The 19012-nt window shown below is 69.4% G+C and carries 19 protein-coding genes; 12 read left to right on the forward strand and 7 right to left on the reverse strand.

The window, feature by feature from the left end; genetic code table 11:
• The first annotated feature begins 62 nt into the window (after nt 1-62).
• Nucleotides 63-881 carry an alpha/beta fold hydrolase gene (locus tag IEY60_RS08075; protein ID WP_229739644.1) on the forward strand — a complete coding sequence of 273 codons (819 nt, stop codon included), beginning with the start codon at nt 63-65 and terminating at the stop codon, nt 879-881.
• On the opposite strand, the gene IEY60_RS08080 is transcribed toward IEY60_RS08075, so the two are convergent.
• On the reverse strand, nt 882-1229 hold the full coding sequence (locus tag IEY60_RS08080) for a nitroreductase/quinone reductase family protein (protein WP_189025678.1): 348 nt from the start codon (nt 1227-1229) through the stop codon (nt 882-884).
• A gap of 104 nt (nt 1230-1333) precedes the next feature.
• Entirely contained in the window at nt 1334-1762 is a 429-nt protein-coding gene (locus IEY60_RS08085; RefSeq protein WP_189025680.1) for a PPOX class F420-dependent oxidoreductase, read from the reverse strand.
• 301 nt (nt 1763-2063) lie between these two features.
• On the opposite strand from IEY60_RS08085, the gene fusA reads away from it, so the two are divergent.
• A complete protein-coding gene (gene fusA, locus IEY60_RS08090) occupies nt 2064-4145 on the forward strand; it encodes an elongation factor G (RefSeq protein ID WP_189025682.1) in 2082 nt (693 codons plus the stop codon).
• On the opposite strand, the gene IEY60_RS08095 is transcribed toward fusA, so the two are convergent.
• Nucleotides 4132-5046: a helix-turn-helix transcriptional regulator gene (locus IEY60_RS08095; protein ID WP_229739645.1), complete on the reverse strand. Its 915-nt coding sequence runs from the start codon at nt 5044-5046 to the stop codon at nt 4132-4134. The two genes, fusA and IEY60_RS08095, sit on opposite strands and share 14 nt — an antisense overlap.
• 103 nt (nt 5047-5149) lie before the next feature.
• On the opposite strand from IEY60_RS08095, the gene IEY60_RS08100 reads away from it, so the two are divergent.
• A complete protein-coding gene (locus IEY60_RS08100) occupies nt 5150-6691 on the forward strand; it encodes an MFS transporter (RefSeq protein WP_189025698.1) in 1542 nt (513 codons plus the stop codon).
• On the opposite strand, the gene IEY60_RS08105 is transcribed toward IEY60_RS08100, so the two are convergent.
• Complete coding sequence (locus IEY60_RS08105; protein ID WP_189025700.1) at nt 6599-7216, reverse strand: TetR/AcrR family transcriptional regulator; 618 nt, start codon at nt 7214-7216, stop codon at nt 6599-6601. The genes IEY60_RS08100 and IEY60_RS08105 overlap by 93 nt on opposite strands.
• Nucleotides 7216-7572, reverse strand: coding sequence for an SPW repeat domain-containing protein (locus tag IEY60_RS08110; protein ID WP_189025702.1), 357 nt, complete (start codon nt 7570-7572; stop codon nt 7216-7218). The genes IEY60_RS08105 and IEY60_RS08110 overlap by 1 nt, the downstream gene beginning before the upstream one ends.
• A gap of 250 nt (nt 7573-7822) precedes the next feature.
• Between IEY60_RS08110 and IEY60_RS08115 the strand changes: the two genes are divergently transcribed.
• The 4 genes from IEY60_RS08115 (at nt 7823) to IEY60_RS08130 (ending at nt 10994) form a co-directional block, all read left to right on the forward strand.
• A complete protein-coding gene (locus tag IEY60_RS08115; RefSeq protein WP_189025704.1) occupies nt 7823-9022 on the forward strand; it encodes an NAD(P)/FAD-dependent oxidoreductase in 1200 nt (399 codons plus the stop codon).
• 51 nt (nt 9023-9073) lie between these two features.
• A complete protein-coding gene (locus tag IEY60_RS08120; RefSeq protein WP_189025706.1) occupies nt 9074-9283 on the forward strand; it encodes a hypothetical protein in 210 nt (69 codons plus the stop codon).
• Between the two features lie 67 nt (nt 9284-9350).
• Nucleotides 9351-10115: a glutamate racemase gene (locus IEY60_RS08125; protein ID WP_189025708.1), complete on the forward strand. Its 765-nt coding sequence runs from the start codon at nt 9351-9353 to the stop codon at nt 10113-10115.
• Between the two features lie 138 nt (nt 10116-10253).
• Nucleotides 10254-10994 (forward strand): DNA alkylation repair protein, encoded by a 741-nt coding sequence (locus IEY60_RS08130; RefSeq protein WP_189025710.1) that lies wholly within the window; start codon nt 10254-10256, stop codon nt 10992-10994.
• A gap of 7 nt (nt 10995-11001) precedes the next feature.
• On the opposite strand, the gene IEY60_RS08135 is transcribed toward IEY60_RS08130, so the two are convergent.
• Together IEY60_RS08135 and mftR2 are read right to left on the reverse strand one after the other, a co-directional pair.
• Nucleotides 11002-12057 carry a ferredoxin--NADP reductase gene (locus IEY60_RS08135; RefSeq protein ID WP_189025712.1) on the reverse strand — a complete coding sequence of 352 codons (1056 nt, stop codon included), beginning with the start codon at nt 12055-12057 and terminating at the stop codon, nt 11002-11004.
• 37 nt (nt 12058-12094) lie between these two features.
• Nucleotides 12095-12733 (reverse strand): mycofactocin system transcriptional regulator MftR2, encoded by a 639-nt coding sequence (gene mftR2 / locus IEY60_RS08140; RefSeq protein ID WP_189025714.1) that lies wholly within the window; start codon nt 12731-12733, stop codon nt 12095-12097.
• A gap of 174 nt (nt 12734-12907) precedes the next feature.
• On the opposite strand from mftR2, the gene mftA reads away from it, so the two are divergent.
• The 5 genes from mftA to IEY60_RS08165 all read left to right on the forward strand — a co-directional run bounded on the left by mftA (nt 12908) and on the right by IEY60_RS08165 (nt 18998).
• Nucleotides 12908-13012 (forward strand): mycofactocin precursor MftA, encoded by a 105-nt coding sequence (gene mftA, locus IEY60_RS08145; protein WP_189025716.1) that lies wholly within the window; start codon nt 12908-12910, stop codon nt 13010-13012.
• Between the two features lie 2 nt (nt 13013-13014).
• Nucleotides 13015-14508 carry a mycofactocin radical SAM maturase gene (mftC, locus tag IEY60_RS08150; protein ID WP_189027382.1) on the forward strand — a complete coding sequence of 498 codons (1494 nt, stop codon included), beginning with the start codon at nt 13015-13017 and terminating at the stop codon, nt 14506-14508.
• A 139-nt stretch (nt 14509-14647) separates the two neighbouring features.
• Nucleotides 14648-16045, forward strand: coding sequence for a mycofactocin biosynthesis glycosyltransferase MftF (mftF, locus tag IEY60_RS08155; protein WP_189025718.1), 1398 nt, complete (start codon nt 14648-14650; stop codon nt 16043-16045).
• Between the two features lie 10 nt (nt 16046-16055).
• Nucleotides 16056-17516 carry a mycofactocin dehydrogenase MftG gene (gene mftG / locus IEY60_RS08160; protein ID WP_189025720.1) on the forward strand — a complete coding sequence of 487 codons (1461 nt, stop codon included), beginning with the start codon at nt 16056-16058 and terminating at the stop codon, nt 17514-17516.
• Between the two features lie 105 nt (nt 17517-17621).
• Complete coding sequence (locus IEY60_RS08165) at nt 17622-18998, forward strand: GAF domain-containing protein (protein WP_189025723.1); 1377 nt, start codon at nt 17622-17624, stop codon at nt 18996-18998.
• The last annotated feature ends 14 nt before the right edge of the window (nt 18999-19012 follow it).

Consider the following 19012-nt stretch of genomic DNA (forward strand, 5'->3'; position numbering starts at 1 on the left):
GGTTTGTCGGTGGGGCTCGGTAGCTTTGGGGCGGTACCGCACTCGAATGGATCGGAGACGTCGTGGGTAGAGCTGCGCTCGAACAGGAGTTGGACGTCACGGAGGGGACGCTCGAACACGGCATGCCGTATCTGGCGTTCGGTTCGGGGCGTCCGTTGGTGTTCTTGCGGTGGTTCACGCCCGATCATGCCAATCCGCGTGGGTGGATGCGGGGCTCGGAGATCAAGACGATGGCGCCGCTGGCCAGGCATTTCCGGGTGTACGCGGTGAATCGCGCGCCGGGGATGGCCACCGGGACGACGATGGCCGATATCGCGCGCGAGCATGCGGAGGCGTTGCGGGCCGAGTTCGGTGAGCCGGTCGACGTGCTGGGAATCTCGTCCGGCGGGTCGCTGGCGTTGCAGCTGGCCGCGGATCATCCGGCGGTGGTGCGCAGGCTGGTGGTCGCGTCGTCGGGGTATCGGCTCGAGGATGCCGCACGGGAGTCGCAGATGAAGTACGCGACGGCCGCGGCCGCGGGGAAGCGGGCATTGCAGCACCTGGTGACCCAGGGGATCGAGTCACCGGTCAAGGCGAAGCTGGTCGGTGCCGTCGGGTGGCTCGCCGATCCGCTGGTGCGGCCGAAGAATCCGGCCGACACCCTCGCGTTCGTGCGCGCCGAGGACGCCTTCGACCTGGACGGCAGGCTCGCCGATATCACGGCCCCGACCCTGGTGGTCGGCGGTGATCGCGACGAGTTCTACTCCGTCGACACCTTCCGCCACACCGCCGACGGCATCCCCGGCGCTCGCCTCGTGATCTATCCCGACACCACGCACCTCGGCGCCATCAAGCACCAGCGTTTCGCGCCCGACGTCACCGCGTTCCTGGAGGGGGCCTGATCAGGCAGGCCGGACGCGAACGGTGACGCGACCACGGTCGTCGCGATGGCTCACCGCGTGGCCCGGCCGGTCCACCCCACCGATACGAAGGGTGACCGGCCCGCCTTCGCCGAGGAAGTTGCGCCACCACTTCTTCTTGTCCGGCATGGCCACCCCGATGACGTACTCGTCACCGGAACGGCGATAGTTGACCGGCGTGCTGAAGGCGCGTCCCGAGCGGCGGCCGACATAGCTGACCTGAGCGAAAGCCCCACCGAGGAGCTTCCCGACGACCGGCGCCTCGGTCAACGCGACCACTCCGGCGTTGAAGCCGTGCAGTCCCCGACGCAACAACGATTCCTGACTCAACGGCCTCTCCTACCTGGAGGTGAAGAACGAGTACGTGCGGCCACGGTACCGAGGGTTCTTGACGAATCTCTGAGAGTCCTTGGCGCCGGGGCGATTACACGCGGTCAGCGGATCTTGGCGCCGTAGACGTGTTCGACGGACAACGCCATCAGCACCCGTCGGTCCGAAACCATGACCTCCCGGTACTCGTTCCAATCAGGGTGCTCACCCGCAGCGGCACGGTAGTAGGCGACCAGCGCCTCCACCTCGGAACCGTTCGGGTCTGTACCGGGACCGGTGAGGGTGGCGCTGCCTTCGGCCGTGGCCCAGGACCAGCCGTCGGGCGCGGTCACCTCGAAGGCGGCCCGCGGATCCCGGCGAAGATTGACCGTCTTGGCCCGGCCTTCGGTCATCGAGACATAGATGATCCCGGCGTCACGGTGGTAGTACGGGGTGACGGGGGACAGCTGCGGACGTCCATCCGCTTTGATCGTGGCCAGGACGCCGAGTTTGGCCGTCGCGAGTAGTTCTTGCGGGTCGAACTCTGCTGTCATCGGTGGGTTTCCTCTGGGTGTGGGCGGGCCCTCGTTGTGACGAACCGTGGTCGCGCCGCATTTATGCCCGGGTCGAACCACCGGAAAACGCCCAGCGGAAAACCCGTCGACAGCCGGGCAACCGACCGCGTAGAACTGGTCCCATGGTTACGGCACGTCCGCATTCGCGGCACTAGTTCACATCGGGTCTTCGGGCGCCGGTGTGGCGCCGCGTGATCCGACGCCCGTGCCGTCCGGTGGAACGCACAACTGGCGAGCGTCGACTTTTCGACCGAACTTGTCGACCCACTGGGGGATTCCCATGACCAGACCACGCGCCGACCTCGCCCGCATGCGCAATATCGGCATCGCCGCCCACATCGACGCGGGCAAGACCACCACCACCGAGCGGGTGCTGTTCTACACCGGCGTCACCCGCACCCTCGGCGAGGTCCACGACGGGACCGCCGCCATGGACCGGATGATCCAGGAGCGCGAGCACGGCATCACCATCGCCGCCGCGGCCACCACCTGCTGGTGGAACGAGCACGAGATCACCATCCTCGACACCCCGGGCCACGTCGACTTCACCGTCGAGGTGGAGCGATCGCTGCGCGTGCTCGACGGTGCGGTCGCCGTGTTCGATGCCAAGGAGGGCGTCGAGCCGCAGTCGGAGCAGGTGTGGCGCCAAGCCGACAGGTACGGCGTGCCACGGATCTGCTTCGTCAACAAGATGGACAAGCTCGGTGCGGATTTCGCCTTCACCGTGCGGACCATCGCGGAGCGACTCGGCGTGCGGCCGTTGGTGATTCAGCTGCCGATCGGCGCGGAGGGCGAGTTCGAGGGCATCGTCGACCTGGTCGAGATGACGGCGAAGGTGTGGCGTGGTGACACCGACCGCGGTGCGCGTTTCGAGGTCGTCGAGATCCCGGACGACCTGCGCGTCAAGGCCGAACAGCACCGCGAGGCGCTGGTGGCCGCGGTCGCCGAGGCCGACGAGGCGGTGCTGGAGCGCTACCTCGCCGGTGCGGCGATCCCGGTCGCCGAGCTCAAGGCCGCCATCCGCACGATGACGGTCGACGCGCGCGCCTACCCCGTCCTGTGCGGTTCGGCGCTGGCCAACATCGGCGTGCAACCGCTGCTGGACGCCGTCGTCGACTACCTGCCGTCGCCGCTGGATGTCGTTGCGGTGCACGGTTTCTCACCGGAGGGCGAGAACATCGAGCGCGCACCCGATATCGCCGAGCCGTTCGCGGCCCTGGCGTTCAAGGTCGCGCTGCACCCGTTCTTCGGCAAGCTCGTGTACCTGCGGGTCTACTCGGGCCGCATCGAACCCGGTGTGGCCGTACTGAATTCGACGAACGGACGAAAGGAGCGCCTCGGCAAGCTGTTCCAGATGCATTCGAGCACCGAGATCGCCGTCGATCGGGTGCAGGCCGGTCAGATCTGTGCGGTGGTCGGTCTGAAGGAGACGGGCACCGGCGACACCCTGTGCGATCGGAACGCCCCGATCGTGCTGGAGTCGATGACCTTCCCCGACCCCGTGCTGGCGGTCTCGATCGAACCGCGGACCCGCGCGGATCAGGACAAGCTCGGCGTCGCCCTGGCTCGTCTGGCCGAGGAGGATCCGACGTTCACCGTGTCCGTCGACACCGAGACCGGCCAGACGGTCGTCGGCGGCATGGGCGAACTGCATCTGGAGATCCTGGTCGACCGGATGAAGCGGGAGTTCCGGGTCGAGGCCGAGATCGGCGCACCGCGGGTGGCCTATCGCGAGACCGTCACCGCCGCAGTGGATCTGCTCGAGTACACCCATCGCAAGCAGGTGGGTGGACGCGGCCAGTTCGCCAAGGTGGTGATCGCGCTGGAGCCGCACGTGGCCGCCGACGGCGCGGTCTACGAATTCGAGAGCCGGGTCGCGGGCGGGCGCGTACCGCGGGAGTACATCCCCGCGGTCGACGCGGGCGCGCAGGACGCGCTGCGCGTCGGCGCGCTGGCCGGCTTCCCCCTGGTGAACGTGAAGGTGACGCTGCTCGACGGCGCCGCCCACGTGCAGGATTCGTCGGACCTGGCATTCCGGCTGGCAGGCGCGGCAGCGGTGCGAACCGCCGTCGCGAAGGCGAAGCCGGTGCTCCTCGAACCGGTGATGGCCGTCGAGGTCGTCACCCCCGAGGAGTATGTCGGCGAGGTGATCGGTGACCTGAACGCCCGCCGCGGCCGCGTCACCGACCTCACCCAGCGAGGCGGCGCCCACGTCGTGCGCGCTCTGACCCCGCTCCAGGAGATGTTCGGCTACATCGGGGACCTTCGCTCGAAGACCCGGGGCCGGGCGACCTACGCCATGGTGTTCGACTCCTACGCCCCGGTCCCACCGGGCGTCGCGGAGTCGATCATCGCCGGCTGACCGGGCCCGGTGGCGTCGTATCCCGTGGAGACGACGCCACCGGGTCACTCGCACGCTCTGCCGTCGCACGGCCGAGCAGCCGCAGCGCGTCGGCCGCGCCCGCGTCGCGCGGGGTGTAGACCTCGAGCCGATGGTCGGGGCTGTCCGGCTGCAGCCACACCTGGTAGTCGACGTCGACGGTTCCGACGGTGGGGTGATGCAGGTGCATGGCGCCGACCGTGCAGTCGGCGACTTCGCCCTCGGCCCACAGTGCGGCGAATTCGGCACTGCGCATGGACAGTTCGCCGATCAGTTCGGCCAGGTGACCGTCGGTGGGGTAGCGGCCCGCGGTGAGGCGCAGGTAGGCGACATGTATCCGCGCCAGCTCGGACCAATTGCGGTGCAGGTCCCTGGTGAGCGGGTCCAGGAAGAACATGCGCGGGATCGACGGACGCAGCTCGGGTTCGGTGGGGGCGGCGAAGACCAGATGCTCGGCGAACAGGGCGTGCCCGGTGCGGTTCCAGGCAAGCACGTCACCGCGGCGGCCGAGGACGACGGCGGGCATGGTGTCGCCGAGCGCGTCGAGCAGCGCGAGGACCCGGGGATGCGCGCGTTCGGGCTCGGCACGGGTCAGGCGCGGCGCCGCGGGCAGCCCGGCCAGGTTGTGCAGGTGTGCGGTCTCGGCGGCATCGAGCCGCAGCACCCGCGCGATGGCCTCGATGACCTGCGCGGATGCCGTACCCGCCTGATCCTGTTCTAGGCGCGTGTAATACCCCGCGCTGACCCCGGCCAGCTGCGCGAGCTCCTCACGGCGCAGCCCGGACACCCGGCGGGTGGCGCCGTAGGTGCGCAGCCCGATGCGCTCGGGCGTGATCCGGTCGCGGCGGGTCTTGAGGAATGCGCCGAGGCTTTCCAGTTCCATGCCTTCCGATCGTAGGCACGGCGGCCGACCCGCGGGTATCCCTGCGAGGTGTACCCATCACCGGGTCTGGTTGGCGGTGGCGGGCTGCCGCAGATTCGGGGACATGACTCGACTCGACACACCCCCTTCGGCGCTGCGGGCCTGGCTGGGTCTGCTGGTGATTCTCGGCCCCGTCCTGCTGGTCGCCATGGACGGCTCGGTGCTGTTCCTCGCCATGCCTGCGATCATCGACGCGCTCACCCCGACCGCGGACCAATCCCTGTGGATCCTGGACAGTTACGGTTTCGCGGTCGGCTCGCTGCTGATCGCGTTCGGCAGCATCGGCGACCGGTACGGCAGGCTCCGGCTGCTGATGATCGGCGCCGCGGTGTTCGGACTCGCCTCGGCGGCAGCGGCTTTCGCGCCCAGCGCCGAGATCCTGATCGGCCTGCGGGTGCTGATGGGCGTGGCGGGAGCGACGCTGCTGCCGTCGGCGCTGGCGATCCTGAGCATCCTGTTCGCCGACCCGCGCACGCGCGCACAGGCGATCGGGATCTTCGCCGCCACCTTCGCCGCGGGCTTCGCGGTGGGTCCGATCGTGGCGGGGCAGCTGCTCACCAGGTTCTGGTGGGGATCGGTGCTGTTGATCAACCTGCCTGTGCTGCTGGTGTTCCTGGTGTTCGCGCCGGTGCTGCTGCGTGAGGTGCGCGAGACCAGCGTCGGCCGGGTCGATGTGGCGAGTGTGCTCGCCTCGGCCGCCGGACTGCTGCTCACCATGTACGCGGTCAAGCACGCGGCGGCGGACGGTCTGTCCGCGTCCGGGTCGGTCGCCGGGCTCGCCGGCCTCGCGTTGCTGAGCTGGTTCGTGCGCAGGCAGTTCCGGATCGCGCACCCGCTCATCGACTTCGGACTGTTCCGCAGTCCGGTGTTCACGATCGCGATCGTCACCGGATTCCTGCCGCTGGCCGCGTGGTCGGCGACCGCCTATCTCGCGAGCACCTATCTGCAATCCGTGCTCGGCCTGACGGTCGCCCACGCGGCCTTGCTCGCGGTCCCGGGTGCCGTCGTGCTCACCGTGGCCGCGGTTGGCACGCCCGCGGTCGTCGCCCGGATCGGGCAGTCGGCGGCGCTGATCGGCGCGCACTTCGCCATCGCCGCCGGACTGTTCCTGTTGCTGTTCGCCGGTGATACGGGCGGCGCGGGCTGGTACATCGCCTCGACCGCCGTCGCGGGCATCGGCTACGGCATCTCGTTCAGCGTGGTCGCCGATATCGCCGTCGCCGCGGTCCCGCCCGAACGGGCCGGTTCGGCCGCCGCGCTCGCCGAGACCGGCAACGAACTCGGCAACGCCGTCGGGATCGCGGTCTTCGGCTCGCTGGCCGCGCTGCTGTTCCGGCTGCACGGCCCCGAGCTGGCGCCGACCCTCGGCGAGACCCTGCACCTGCCCGCTCTCGCGCCGGTCGTGCTGGCGGACGCGCGCGCCGCGTTCGTGGATGGACTGCATGTCGTCGCCGTGACCGCGGGGCTGCTACACGCCGTGCTCGGCCTGCTTGCCGTGCGCGTGCTGCGCCGGTCAGCCGAGGTGGGTCATGCCCGCGGCGACCACCTGGGCGACCGAGAGCAGGTCGTCGGTGGTGGGGACCGGGATGTCGTCGAGCGCGTGTAGGCGGTCGGTGCCCGCGATGGCGAACATGGCCGAGACCCAGGCGGCGGCGCAAGCGCGCAGGGTGCTGGGACGGATGGGGGTGGGGACGCTTTCCTGGAGGACGCGGGCGGTGACGTCGAGGAGCTGGTCGCGGAGCTGGCGCAGGCGGCGGCGGACGTCGGGGTGGGTGTCGGCCTCGCGCCACATGATGACGCGCAGGACCGAGGAATGGTGGTCGCGCAGGTTGATGGCGGTGTCGAGGTTGATCAGGCTGGTGGCCGGGTCACCGGGGGCGACGACGGCGTTCACGTCGTCGATCGGGTGTTCCGGGACGCGCTCGCGCATGAGCGCGGACAGGATCGCGTTCTTGGTGGGGAAATAGTAGAAGACCAGACCCTTGGGCACGCCGGCGGCCGCGGCCAGGGCCGCGGTCGGGGTGGCGTCGAAACCTTGTGCGGCGAACAGGCTTTCGGCGGCATCCAGAATGAGTTGCCGGGCGTCGCCATCGCGTTTCGCGTTGCGGCGCCCGACATGTCGGCCCGGCATCAATGATGCGGAGCCATATTGTGCAAGCGGGCATTCATCGCGGGCAGCGCGGCGACCGCCACCACCACCGTCACTACTCCGACCACCCATGCGGTCATGGATGCGCCGCGGAAGGCGGTGAAGTCCATCGCCCACGGCGAGATGAACAGCAGGACGCCGAACAGGCCCATGGCGTAGTCGGCGGCGGCCATCTCAGCCCTGACCATCTGGATCAGCCCGGTCGCCGCGATGAGCACGCCGAGCACGATCAACGTCCAGCGGGCGTTGTCGTTGGTGCTGACCCACAGGGGCGACAGCGCGGTGAATGCGCCGAGCACGACGGCGAGAAAATCCTGTGCACGGCTGTCGGTGAACATAGGGGAAAGCCTCCTCGATGAGACGGAAATACCTCTGACCTCGGTCTACTCCTGATTGACCGCCCGGTCTATACCGGAACCGGCACGGTTGTGTTGCGACGTGGGTGTCACCGGTGACCGGGCGCACTGGTACAAACATCTGGGGGCCGTAGTGGCCCGCGACACAAGGACATGGCATGAGCGGTCAGCGCCCGGCGGCGGTGGCTCGCGCGAGCACGGAGAGCGCCGCACATGCCGAGAGGACACAGGTATGAGTGCGCCCATCGTGATCGTCGGAGCGGGTCTGGCAGGCCTGCGCACCGCGGAGGAACTGCGGCGGGCCGGATACGAGGGTGGGGTGGTCCTGCTCGGCGACGAGTCGCGCCCGCCCTACGATCGTCCGCCGCTGTCCAAGCAGTTCGTCCGCGGCGAGACCGACGACACCACGCTGCGCCCGCCGGAGTTCTTCGCGGAGAAGTACATCGAGCTGCGCCTTGGCACCGCGGTCACCGGGGTCGACACCGCCGCGCGCACCGTCACCCTCGCCGACGGCACCAGCATCGACTACGGCCAGCTGATCATCGCGACCGGCCTGCGCCCGCGCAGGCTGCCCGGTCTGTCCGAGGTGGCGGGTGTGCACGTGCTGCGCGCCCACGAGGACGCGCAGACCCTGCGCGCGGAACTGGACAGGGCGAACCGGGCGCTGATCATCGGCGCCGGTTTCATCGGCTGTGAACTGGCGGCCAGTTTCCGCGCTGCCGGAGTCGAGGTGAGTCTCGTCGAGCCGCAGCCGACCCCGCTCGCCTCGGTGCTCGGCGAGCAGATCGGCGGCCTGGTGGCCCGCATGCATCGCGAGGAGGGCGTCGACCTGCGCTGCGGCGTCGGCGTCGACACGCTGCGCGCCGACGATTCCGGCCGGGTGCGTGGCGCGATGCTCACCGACGGCACCGAGATCGACGCCGACCTGGTCGTGATCGGTGTCGGCTCGGTCCCGGTCACCGACTGGCTGGCCGATTCCGGCATCGAACTCGCCGACAAGTCCGCCGGGGGCGGTGTGCTCGCAGACGAGGTCGGCCGCACCTCCGCCGACGGTGTGTGGGCGGTCGGCGATGTCGCCGCCTGGCAGCACGACACCGGCGTCCGCAAGCGCGTCGAGCACTGGACCAGCGCCGGTGAGCAGGCGAAACTCCTGGTCACCGCGCTCCTCGGCGGCGCGGCCCCGACCGCGGCCAGGGTGCCGTATTTCTGGAGCGACCAGTACGACGTCAAGATCCAGGCCCTCGGCACCCCGTCGCCCAGCGACGACGTCACCGTGGTCACCGACGACGGCCGCAAATTCCTCGCCTACTACTCCCGCGACGGCATCCTCACCGCCGTCCTCGGTGCCGGCCTGACCGGCCAGGTGATGAAGCTGCGCGCCAAACTGGCAACCGAGACCCCGGTGGCCGACCTCCTCGCCGCGGCGGGCTGACCCGGGGCGACGGCTCTGTCCGTCGCCGCGGAACTGGATTACTGTGGCGGCGTGGGGTTTACCGATTACGCGCCCGGTGATGTCGTCCAGTTCCCGGCGGGGCCGTTCGTCGGTATCTGTGGCGTCGTCCGCGAGGTCGACGTCCGGCGCGCGACGCTGCGGCTGGAGTTCGCCGAAGGGGTCGCCCACCGTGAAGGCGGTGTCCTGCGCGAGCGGCGGCACAACCTGACCGTCGGGTTCGACGAGATCGAATTGGTCTAGCCGCGCCGAATCGGCGGGCGCACGGTCGCGACAGGCCGATGTGGGTGCCTGTAATACGGTGGACCCCGTGATCGTCGCGCTTATCGATTCCGGCCTAGGCCTGCTGCCGACGGCTGCGTGGTTGCGCAAGTTGCGTCCCGACGTGGATCTGCTGCTCCTGCTCGACCCCGAGGGCGCACCGTGGGGGCCCAAACCGGAGGACTGGGTGGTCGAGCGGGTGCTCGGCGCGGCGCGGCAGGCGCTCGAACTGGGCGCCGAAGTGATCGTGCTGCCGTGCAATACCGCGAGCGTGACGGCGCTGGATCATGTGCGGGCCGCGGTGGGGGAATCGGTGCCGGTGATCGGGACTGTGCCCGCGATCAAGCCAGCGGCGGCGCAGTGCCGGTCGGTGGCCGTGTGGGCGACCGCGGCGACCACCGCCAGCCGCTACCAGGCCGACCTGATCGCCCGTTTCGCCGGTGACGCCAAGGTCGTCGGCGTGGCCTGCCACGGCCTGGCCGACGCGATCGACCGCGGCGACCTGCCCGCCATCCGCGACTCCATCGCCGACGCCGCCGCGCGCACCCCGGCCGACGTCGAGGGCGTTGTCCTCGGCTGCACGCACTATCCGCTGGTCATCGACGCCATCGTCGCCGCGCTGCCCGACGGTGTGCGCCTGTTCGACAGCGCCCAGGCCGTCGCCGCGCAGACCATTCGCAAGATGGACGAGCTCGGCCGCCCGACGACGGGCAACGGCACCGTCACGGTCCGCAAGAGCGGACTTCCCGGTGAATTGCCCGCCAGCGCGGCGACCTTCGAATCCGGTCGACTCCTCGGCGCCACCGAGCTCTGACCGCACCGCTCCGCGCCACCCGCCGGCATACGGCGACTGCCGCCGCATGGCCGTGTCGGTGCCCTGGCTACCTGCCACGGATTGTCGGTGCACCGGTGTTGAATACGGGTGGCTGTCCGTCGATCGGAGGTGTGCGTGGTGTCCGAGGCTCCAACTGCCGACCAGGTGCGGTCCGCACTGGCCGAACTGGCGAATCCGGCTGACGCGCAACACCTACAGCGCTTCTTCAAGACCGGCCCCGGCGAATACGGCGAGGGTGACGTCTTCCTCGGCGTCCGCGTCCCCGCCACCAGAAAGGTCGCGAAACAGTTCGCCACCCTGCCGTTGAAGCAGATCGGCGAGCTGCTCGACAGCCCGGCCCACGAGGAGCGCCTGGCCGCCCTGCTCATCCTGAACGCCCGCTTTGCCGCCGCCTCGAAACCGCGCACCCGCGACGACGCCGCCCGCGCGGAGATGGTCGAGTTCTACCTCGACGCCGTGCGCCGGGGCCGGGTGAACAACTGGGATCTGGTCGACGCCTCCGCCGAGCACATCATCGGCCCCTGGCTGCTCGACCAGGACCGCGCCTTGCTGTTCCAGCTGGCACAGCAGGATTCGCTGTGGGAGCGGCGGGTGGCGCTGCTGTCGACCTTCGCTTTCATCAAGGCCGGCGACGCGAGCACGACGCTGGAACTGGCCGCGAAGCTGCTCGACGACCGCCGCGACCTCATCCAGAAGGCGCTGGGCTGGATGCTGCGCGAGGTCGGCAAACGTGCCGACCCCGCGGTGCTCACCGGCTTCCTCGACGTCTACGCGCCGAGCATGGGCCGCACCGCGTTGAGCTACGCCGCAGAGCACCTGTCACCGGAGCTGCGGGCGGTGTACCGCGCGATGCGGTGAACCCGGCTCAGAACTGGATCTTCAGGTGGTCGGTGACCGGTCGCGCCTGGCAGCCCAGGATGTAGCCGTTCTCGATGTCCTCGGGGTCGAGGATCTCGGCGTTGCCCATCTCCACCTTGCCCTCGAGCACGGTGCAGGCGCAGGACCCGCACTCGCCCTCTTGGCAGGAGTAGGGCACGTCCAGGCCCTTGTCGAGCATGATGTCGACCAGGGTCCGCTTACGCGGCCACGACAGCTCGTGCACCTGCCCGTCGAGCTCCACCTCGACCGTCGCGGCGTCGGCGGCCTCTTCGTCGCTGACCTCGACGGGGGCGTGGTCGGCGAACGGGTCACCGGCCAGGGAGTTGAACACCTCGGCGTGGGTGCGGGCGCGCGGCACCTCCAGGGTGGCCAGCGCGTCGTGCACCAGGTCCATGAACGGCTTCGGCCCGCACATGAACGCCTCGTAGGCGGTGTAGGGCGCGACCAGCGTCGAGAGCATGTCGGCGGTCGGCAGCCCGAGCAGCGGTTCGAGCCAGTGGATGACGGTGAGCCGCTGCGGGTGCTTGCCCACGAGCTCGCGCAGCTCGTCGGCGAAGATCACCGAGTTCGCGTCGCGGTTGGCGTAGACCAGCACGACCTTGCCGGTGCCCTGCGACAGCGCCGACTTCAGGATCGACATCACCGGGGTGATGCCGCTGCCCGCGCCGAACAGCAGCAGGTTCTCGTCGAGGTTCTTGGGCGTGAAGACGCCCGACGGTGGCAGCACCTCGAGCTGGTCGCCCGCGGAGATGTTGTCGCACAGCCAGTTCGAGCCGTAGCCGCCCTCGGTGCGCTTGACCGTCACCTTGGGCAGATCGTCGGTGAACGGCGAGCTGGCCAGCGAGTAGCAGCGCGCGACCGAGCCGGTCTGGTCACTGGGGATGCGCAGGGTCAGGAACTGGCCCGGCGAGTAGGTCATGCGTTCGCGGAGGTCGGCGGGCACCTCGAAGACCACGGAGTTGGTGTCGGCCGTTTCGGCGATCACCGCGGCCACCCGCAGCACCACCGAGCGCGAACCGTGCGGAACCTCGACTGTGGTCATGTCGTCCTCTCGAACAAAACTAGAACGTGTTTCAGTTTCATGCTAGGTCGGGACGCGCCTGCAGGGCAAGCTGTGCCTCGAGACCGGCGACCAGCACCTCCATCCCGAAGTCGTAGGAGTACTTGCCGCGCAGGTCCGCCATGTACTTCGTGGCCCGTGCCACCGCCTCGGGCAGCAGCACGTCCGCGGGGGCGGAGCGGTCACGCGGATTCACCCGGCTGCGGCCGAACAGGTAGGTGTGGATGGTCGCATAGGCGGCCAGCACGTTGCGGTCGCTGAAGCCCGCGTCGAACAGGATCTCCATCACCGCGTCGATCAGGTCGAGCTGCTTGCCGAGCATCTGCTCGAGCAGGATGTCGCCCAGGCCGGGATGCCTGCGCAGTTTATCGTCTATCTGATCGATCAGATCGCGCAGGCGCTCCTGCCACGGGCCCGACTCGCGCGAGGGTTTACGTACCCCGAGCAGCGCGGCGCTGGCCACCAGGTCGAGCAGTTCCCGTTTGTCGGCGACGTAGTAATACGGCGCCATCGGCGAGACGCCGAGCTCGCGGGAGAGTCTGCGCATCGACAGCTTCTCCACGCCGTCCTCGCGCACGACTCGTAGCGCGGCCTCGACGATCTCGGTCTCCGAGAGTGTGGAATGCGCGCCGCTTCCTGCCCCTCCGTGGTTACGCAAGCTTCCGCCTCACCTCTACTGCCACCGGGCGTTCGGCCCGTTCCCGTCCTGCTCCCGGAAGTCTAGAGGGGCGCCCCAGAGCGCTCGCGGCCATCGAGATTTTCGAATTCCGCCCCTTTATGGCAGTGACTGACGTTAAAGTCGGCGGTGACCGGCAACACAATGGAGGTAGTCATGCCCGAGAACGCAACGCGTGCGACCGTCGAATCCGACGAAGACCTGGTCACCGAGACGCTGATCGAAGAGGTCAGCATCGACGGCATGTGCGGCGTGTACTGACCATGGAGGCAGGCGTGCTCGATCTCGATACCCGCTGGGCGCTGCATCCGCGCGTCTCGCTGCGACCGGAATCCTTCGGTGCGCTGCTGTACCACTTCGGCACTCGCAAGCTCTCGTTCCTGAAGAGCCGCGACCTCGTCGACGTGGTGCAGTCGCTGCCCGCCCATGCCTCGGTGCGGGACGCGCTGCGGGCCAAGGGCGTCGGCGCGTCCGACGTGCACATCAAGGCGCTCGCGCAACTGGCCGACACCGACATGATCGTGCCCGCACCGGGCCCGGTCACCCCGGTGACGCCGGTGAGCATGCCTGCCTCCACGGACACCACCCAGGGCGGCAGGCTGATCGACCGCTTCGAATCGGGTCTGGCCGCACCGATCTGCCTGACCTGGGAACTCACCTACGCGTGCAACCTGTCGTGCGTGCACTGCCTGTCCTCGTCGGGGCGTCGTGACCCGAACGAGTTGACGACCGAGCAGTGCAAGGCGCTGATCGACGAGTTCGAGCGCATGCAGATCTTCTACGTCAACATCGGTGGCGGCGAGCCGACGGTGCGCCCGGACTTCTGGGAACTGGTCGACTACGCCACCGCCCACCACGTGGGGGTCAAGTTCTCCACCAACGGCGTTCGCATCAACGAGGAGGTCGCCGCCCGGCTGGCCGCCAGTGACTACGTCGACGTGCAGATCTCCCTCGACGGCGCCGACGCCGCGGTCAACGACGCCGTGCGTGGCCCCGGCTCCTACGACACCGCGATCCGCGCCCTGGAGAACCTGCACAACGCGGGCTTCAAGGACGCCAAGCTCTCGGTCGTGGCCACCCGCCACAACATCGCCCAGCTCGACGAATTCAAGGCCATCGCCGACCGTTACGGCGCGACCCTGCGCCTGACCCGGCTGCGCCCGTCGGGCCGCGGCGCCGACGTCTGGGACGAACTGCACCCGCTGCCCGAGCAGCAGCGCGAGCTCTACGACTGGCTGGTCGCCAACGGCGAGGGCGTGCTCACCGGCGACTCGTTCTTCCACCTGTCCGCCTTCGGTTCCGCGCTGCCGGGCCTGAACATGTGCGGCGCGGGCCGGGTGGTGTGCCTGGTCGATCCGGTGGGCGACGTCTACGCCTGCCCCTTCGCCATCCACGACCGGTTCAAGGCCGGAAACATCGTCGCCGACGGCGGTTTCGACGCGGTGTGGACCACCTCGGAGCTGTTCGCCGAACTGCGCGAGCCGGTCGACGGTGGCGCCTGCACCAAGTGCTCGCACTACGACGCGTGCCGCGGCGGCTGCATGGCGGCGAAGTTCTTCACCGGCCTGCCCGCCAACGGCCCCGACCCGGAATGCGTTCAGGGCTATGGCGAAGCGGCGCTGTCGATGCCTGGACGCACGATTCCCAGACCCGCGGTCGACCATTCGCGCCCGGTTCGTACCCGAGGCCGGGTGTCGCTGCCGTTGACCGTGAAGCGTGCTCCTGCCAAGGCGTGCAACGAGAGTCCACTCGGATAGGTAGGCCAGTTGCCGGAAGTGCGCTGCCGATCTTGTTGACGCGTCCGGTTACCGGTCACGGCGGCATTTCTGGCGGACTTTCCTCCTTTTTTGTGGGGTGATGATGTCTGCGAGCTCGAGTGCGCATAGCATGCGAGGAATGCGCCATGATCGTCTGCCCGACGGCTTCGGGGTACGGATCGATCCACGGGTACGCGCATTTTCCGGGGGTCGGATCCTGATCGGTGGATCGCCCGCGCGGATGCTGCGCCTGGCCCCGGAGGCCGCCGAGCTGATCGGCGACGGGTACCTGGAGGTGACCGATACCAAGTCCGCGATCGTCGCCCGCCGGCTGCTCGATTCCGGTGTGGCGAACCCGCGGCCGCGGCTGCTGCCCTCGCTCGACGACGTCACCGTCGTCATCCCGCTCTACAACAACGCCGACGGCCTGCTGCGGCTGCTGGCCACGCTGCGGGGGCACAACGTCATCGTCGTCGACGACGGCTCCGACGAACCGGTGCGCATCCCGCCGCGTCAGGGCCGCGGTCAGGTGACGGTGCTGCGCCACGAGACCCCGCTGGGTCCGGCGGCCGCGCGCAATGCCGGATTACGGGCGGCGACAACGGGCTTCGTCGCGTTCCTCGACTCCGACGTCGTACCACGCAGCGGCTGGCTGGAAGTGATGCTCGGGCACTTCAGCGACCCGCAGGTCGCGCTGGTCGCGCCGCGCATCGTCGCACTGGACAAGGAGTCCAACGCACTGGCGCGCTACGAGCACACCCGGTCCTCGCTCGACCTGGGCAGGCGCGAGTCCGCTGTGCACGCGCGCGGAGTCGTGTCCTATGTGCCGAGCGCGGCGCTGCTCGCCCGGCGCGCGGCGCTGCTCGGCGAGGGCGGTTTCGACGAGTCGATGCAGGTGGCCGAGGACGTCGACCTGTGCTGGCGGCTGGAGCGGGCGGGCTGGCGGCTGCGCTACGAGCCGGCCGCGCACGTCGCCCACGATCATCGGGTGGCCTTCCGCGCCTGGTTCGGCCGAAAGCTTTTCTACGGCACCGGCGCCGCACCGCTGGGCAAACGGCACGCGGGGATGGTCTCGCCGCTGTCGGTGCCGACCTGGACCGTGCTCGCGAGCATTCTGTTCGCGACGCTGTCCAAGTGGGGCCTGCTCGGCGGGCTGGTCACGCTGGCCACCGCGCTGGTGCGGATGCGGCGGGTGTTCACCGAACTGGACAACCCGACCCGCATCGCGGCGGTGTATCTGGCGCGCGGCTATTTCGCCGGAATGTGGCGGCTGGCTTCGGCGATGTGCCGCGACTACTGGCCGGTGACGCTGGTCGCGGTGCTCGCCTCGCGGCGGATCCGCAAGATCGCGATCACCATGGCGCTGGCCGACGGGCTGGCCGACTGGTTCACCCATCGCGATTCCGGTGGGCTCGACCCGGTGCGCTATGTCGCTTACAAGCGTCTCGACGACGTCGCCTACGGCAGTGGCCTGTGGCTCGGCGTCATCAGGGCGCGCAGCTTCGAGGCGCTCAAGCCGAGCGTGCCGCCGCGCTGAGTTTCGCTGCGTGACCAGCACTCTCGTCGTCGGGGCCGGGTCGGCCGGGTGCGTGCTCGCGGCCCGGCTCAGCGCCGACCCGGCGCACACGGTCCGGGTGCTGGAAGCGGGACCGGTCTGGGCGTCGGCTGTCGAGATGCCTGCCCACCTGCTCGATCCGGGGCATCTTCCGGTCGGCCCGGATTCCGGTGTGGTGTGGCGGTACCCGGGAAATATCGTGCGGGGCAAGCTGATCGGCGGGTCGGGCGCGATCAACGGCAGCTACTTCGTCCGCCCGACCGCCGCCGACTTCGCGGCGTGGAGCGCGGCGGCCGACAGCGCACGCTGGTCGTTCGACGCGGTGCTGCCGCTGCTCGCCGAGCTGGAATCCGATCGGGATTTCGGTTCCGCGCCCGGACACGGCGCACGCGGCCCGATCCCGGTCCAGCGCACCGCCGATCCCGCTCCGGTCAGCAGGGAGTTCGCCGACCGCTGCGCGGCACTGGGCTTCGCCGAAATCGCCGATCTCAACGCCGTCCCCGCGAGTTCGACCGCCGGCGGGGACCCTGGCCGGCCGCCGGATACGGGCGCGGGCAGGCCGGCATCGCTTGGTGCCGACGGTTTCGGGCGAGTACCGCTGGCGGTGGCGGGTGGCCGCCGCGCCGGACCCGCGCTCACCCATCTCTATTCCGCGCTCACCCGGCCCAACCTGGATGTCACCGGCGGGACAACGGTGACCCGGCTGCTGCTGCGCGGCTCGCGAGTCATCGGTGCGGAGTGGGCGCGTGGGCGCGAGCGCGGAACGACCTTCGCCGATCGGGTGATCGTCTGCGCGGGCGCCATCGAGTCGGCGGCGCTGCTGATCCGCTCCGGGATCGGCCCCGAGTCGCAGCTGCGCTCGCTCGGTATTCCGGTCGTGCTGCCCGCGCCGGTCGGCGCCTGGTGCACCGATCATCCGGAGATCGGCATCGAGTACCGGGGACCGGTGCCGGAGTCGACGACGGTCGCCCTCGAATACGTCCTGGAGCTCGACGATCTCGAGCTGCGCCCGTATACCCCTATGTTCACGCCGGGCCTGCGCAGGCTCGGGGTCGCGCTGATGTCGCCGGAGGCGACCGGCGAACTGACGCTCGGCTCGGCAGACCCGGCTGTCCCGGCCCGTATCGACCAGGGCTATCTGCGCAGCGCCCGCGATCGCGACCGGCTGCGCGCCGGGATCGACGTCGCGGCACAGGTGCTCGGCCTGCCACTCGGCACCGTCGACGACACCTGGCTACGCACGTATCTGGGGACGTCCCAGCATCTTTCGGGTACCTGCCGGATGGGTCCCGTCGGTGACCCGCGCGCCGTCGTCGACGAGTGCGGCCGGGTACACGGCATCGAGGGCCTCACGGTCGCCGATCTGTCCGTCGTACCGGTGCCACTGCACCGTGGTCCGCAGGCCGCGGTAGTGCTGCTTGCGGCACTGATAGCCGATCTCTATGCGGTGTGACGAAGTGACATTTGCTACCACAATGTGACCTGCGGGACAAACCCACACTTCTGGCGAAGCGGCTGATAACTGACCGGTACAGTTTGTAGCGGGAAAGAAAGGCAAATGGTCAGCAATCTCGCAGGTGGGCGGCCCCCACGGCAGGCGGCGGAGTCGGGCGCACAGCTCGGAGCTCTGGAAGCCTATGCCGCACAGGCCCATGGTTTTCTCAGTGCCGGTGGTGAACAGCTGACCCAGCTGGCCGGCCTGCTGCGTCCGCTCGTACTCGAATCCTGGCTACGCAGTGTGCGTGGCGGAATCGATCCGACGGACGTTCTCGACGGACGCGGTCTTCGCGGTGCCGATCTGGTGCGTTACCGGGATGCTCATCCCATCGCCGCACTGATGCCACTGATCGACAAACTGCTGGTCCAGGACGCGGCGCGCGCCGGACTGATCGTGACGGTCGCCGACCAGTTCGGCCGGGTGCTGTCGGTACACGGCCATCCCGAGCAGGTCGCCGCCGCCGCCGAGATCGGCGTGCGCGAGGGCGACGATCTCAGCGAACGCCGGATCGGCACGAACGCGGTCGGTCTCGTCGTCCGCACCGGCCGGGCGACCTGGATCCACGGACCCGAACATTTCCTCCATCGCATGCACCAGATCACCGGCGCGGCGGCGCCGGTGCACGAGCCGGACGGCCGGTTGATCGGCGTGCTGATGATTGCCGGCGGGATGCGGGTGGCCAAGCCCGAGATCCTCGCTCTGGTGAAAGCGGCGGCCACGGCGGCCGAGATGGATCTCGTTCTCCGGGCGATGCGCGCGGGCCGCGGCGGGGCGGCCGCGGAGCCGCAACGCACCGGCGACGCGGGCGCCGACGCGGGACCGGCCCGGCTCGGGCTCGATGTGCTCGGCCTCGGTCAGCCACAGCTGAGCGTGGCGGGGGAGCGGGTGCCGCTCTCGCAACGCCATGCCGAGATCCTGCTCCTGCTGACCGAGCATCCCGAAGGACTGGGCGCCGATCATCTGGCGCTGCTGCTCGACGACACCGATCTGGACAACGGCACGATCCGCGCGGCGATGTCGCGCTTGCGGTCGGTGGTCGGCGCGACGGTCGTCGGATCGCGTCCATACCGTCTCCGGGTGCATGTCGCAACCGATGTGGAGGCGCTGCGGGCCGCACTCGACTCCGGTGATATCGAATCCGCATTGCGCTTGTACGCCGGTCCGGTGCTCCCGCGATCCTCTGCTCCCGGCATTTGTGACATCCGGGACGAGCTTCGCGTGCGGCTGCGCACCGCGGTGCTCGCTTCGGCCGATCCCGGCGTGCTGCGCCGGTGGACAGCGGGTCCGGAAGGCCGTGACGACGCCGCCGCATGGGCCGCGTACCGGGCCACCGTCGACCGCGATTCGCCACTGTATGCGCAGATCGAAGCCAAGATCCGGGTGCTCGACCGGCGCCTCGGGGCCGATGCAACGCAGATGCAACGTTTCGGCTCATAGTCTCCGGTTCTGAA

The organism is Nocardia rhizosphaerihabitans, assembly GCF_014646295.1.
Classification (GTDB): Bacteria; Actinomycetota; Actinomycetes; order Mycobacteriales; family Mycobacteriaceae; genus Nocardia; species Nocardia rhizosphaerihabitans.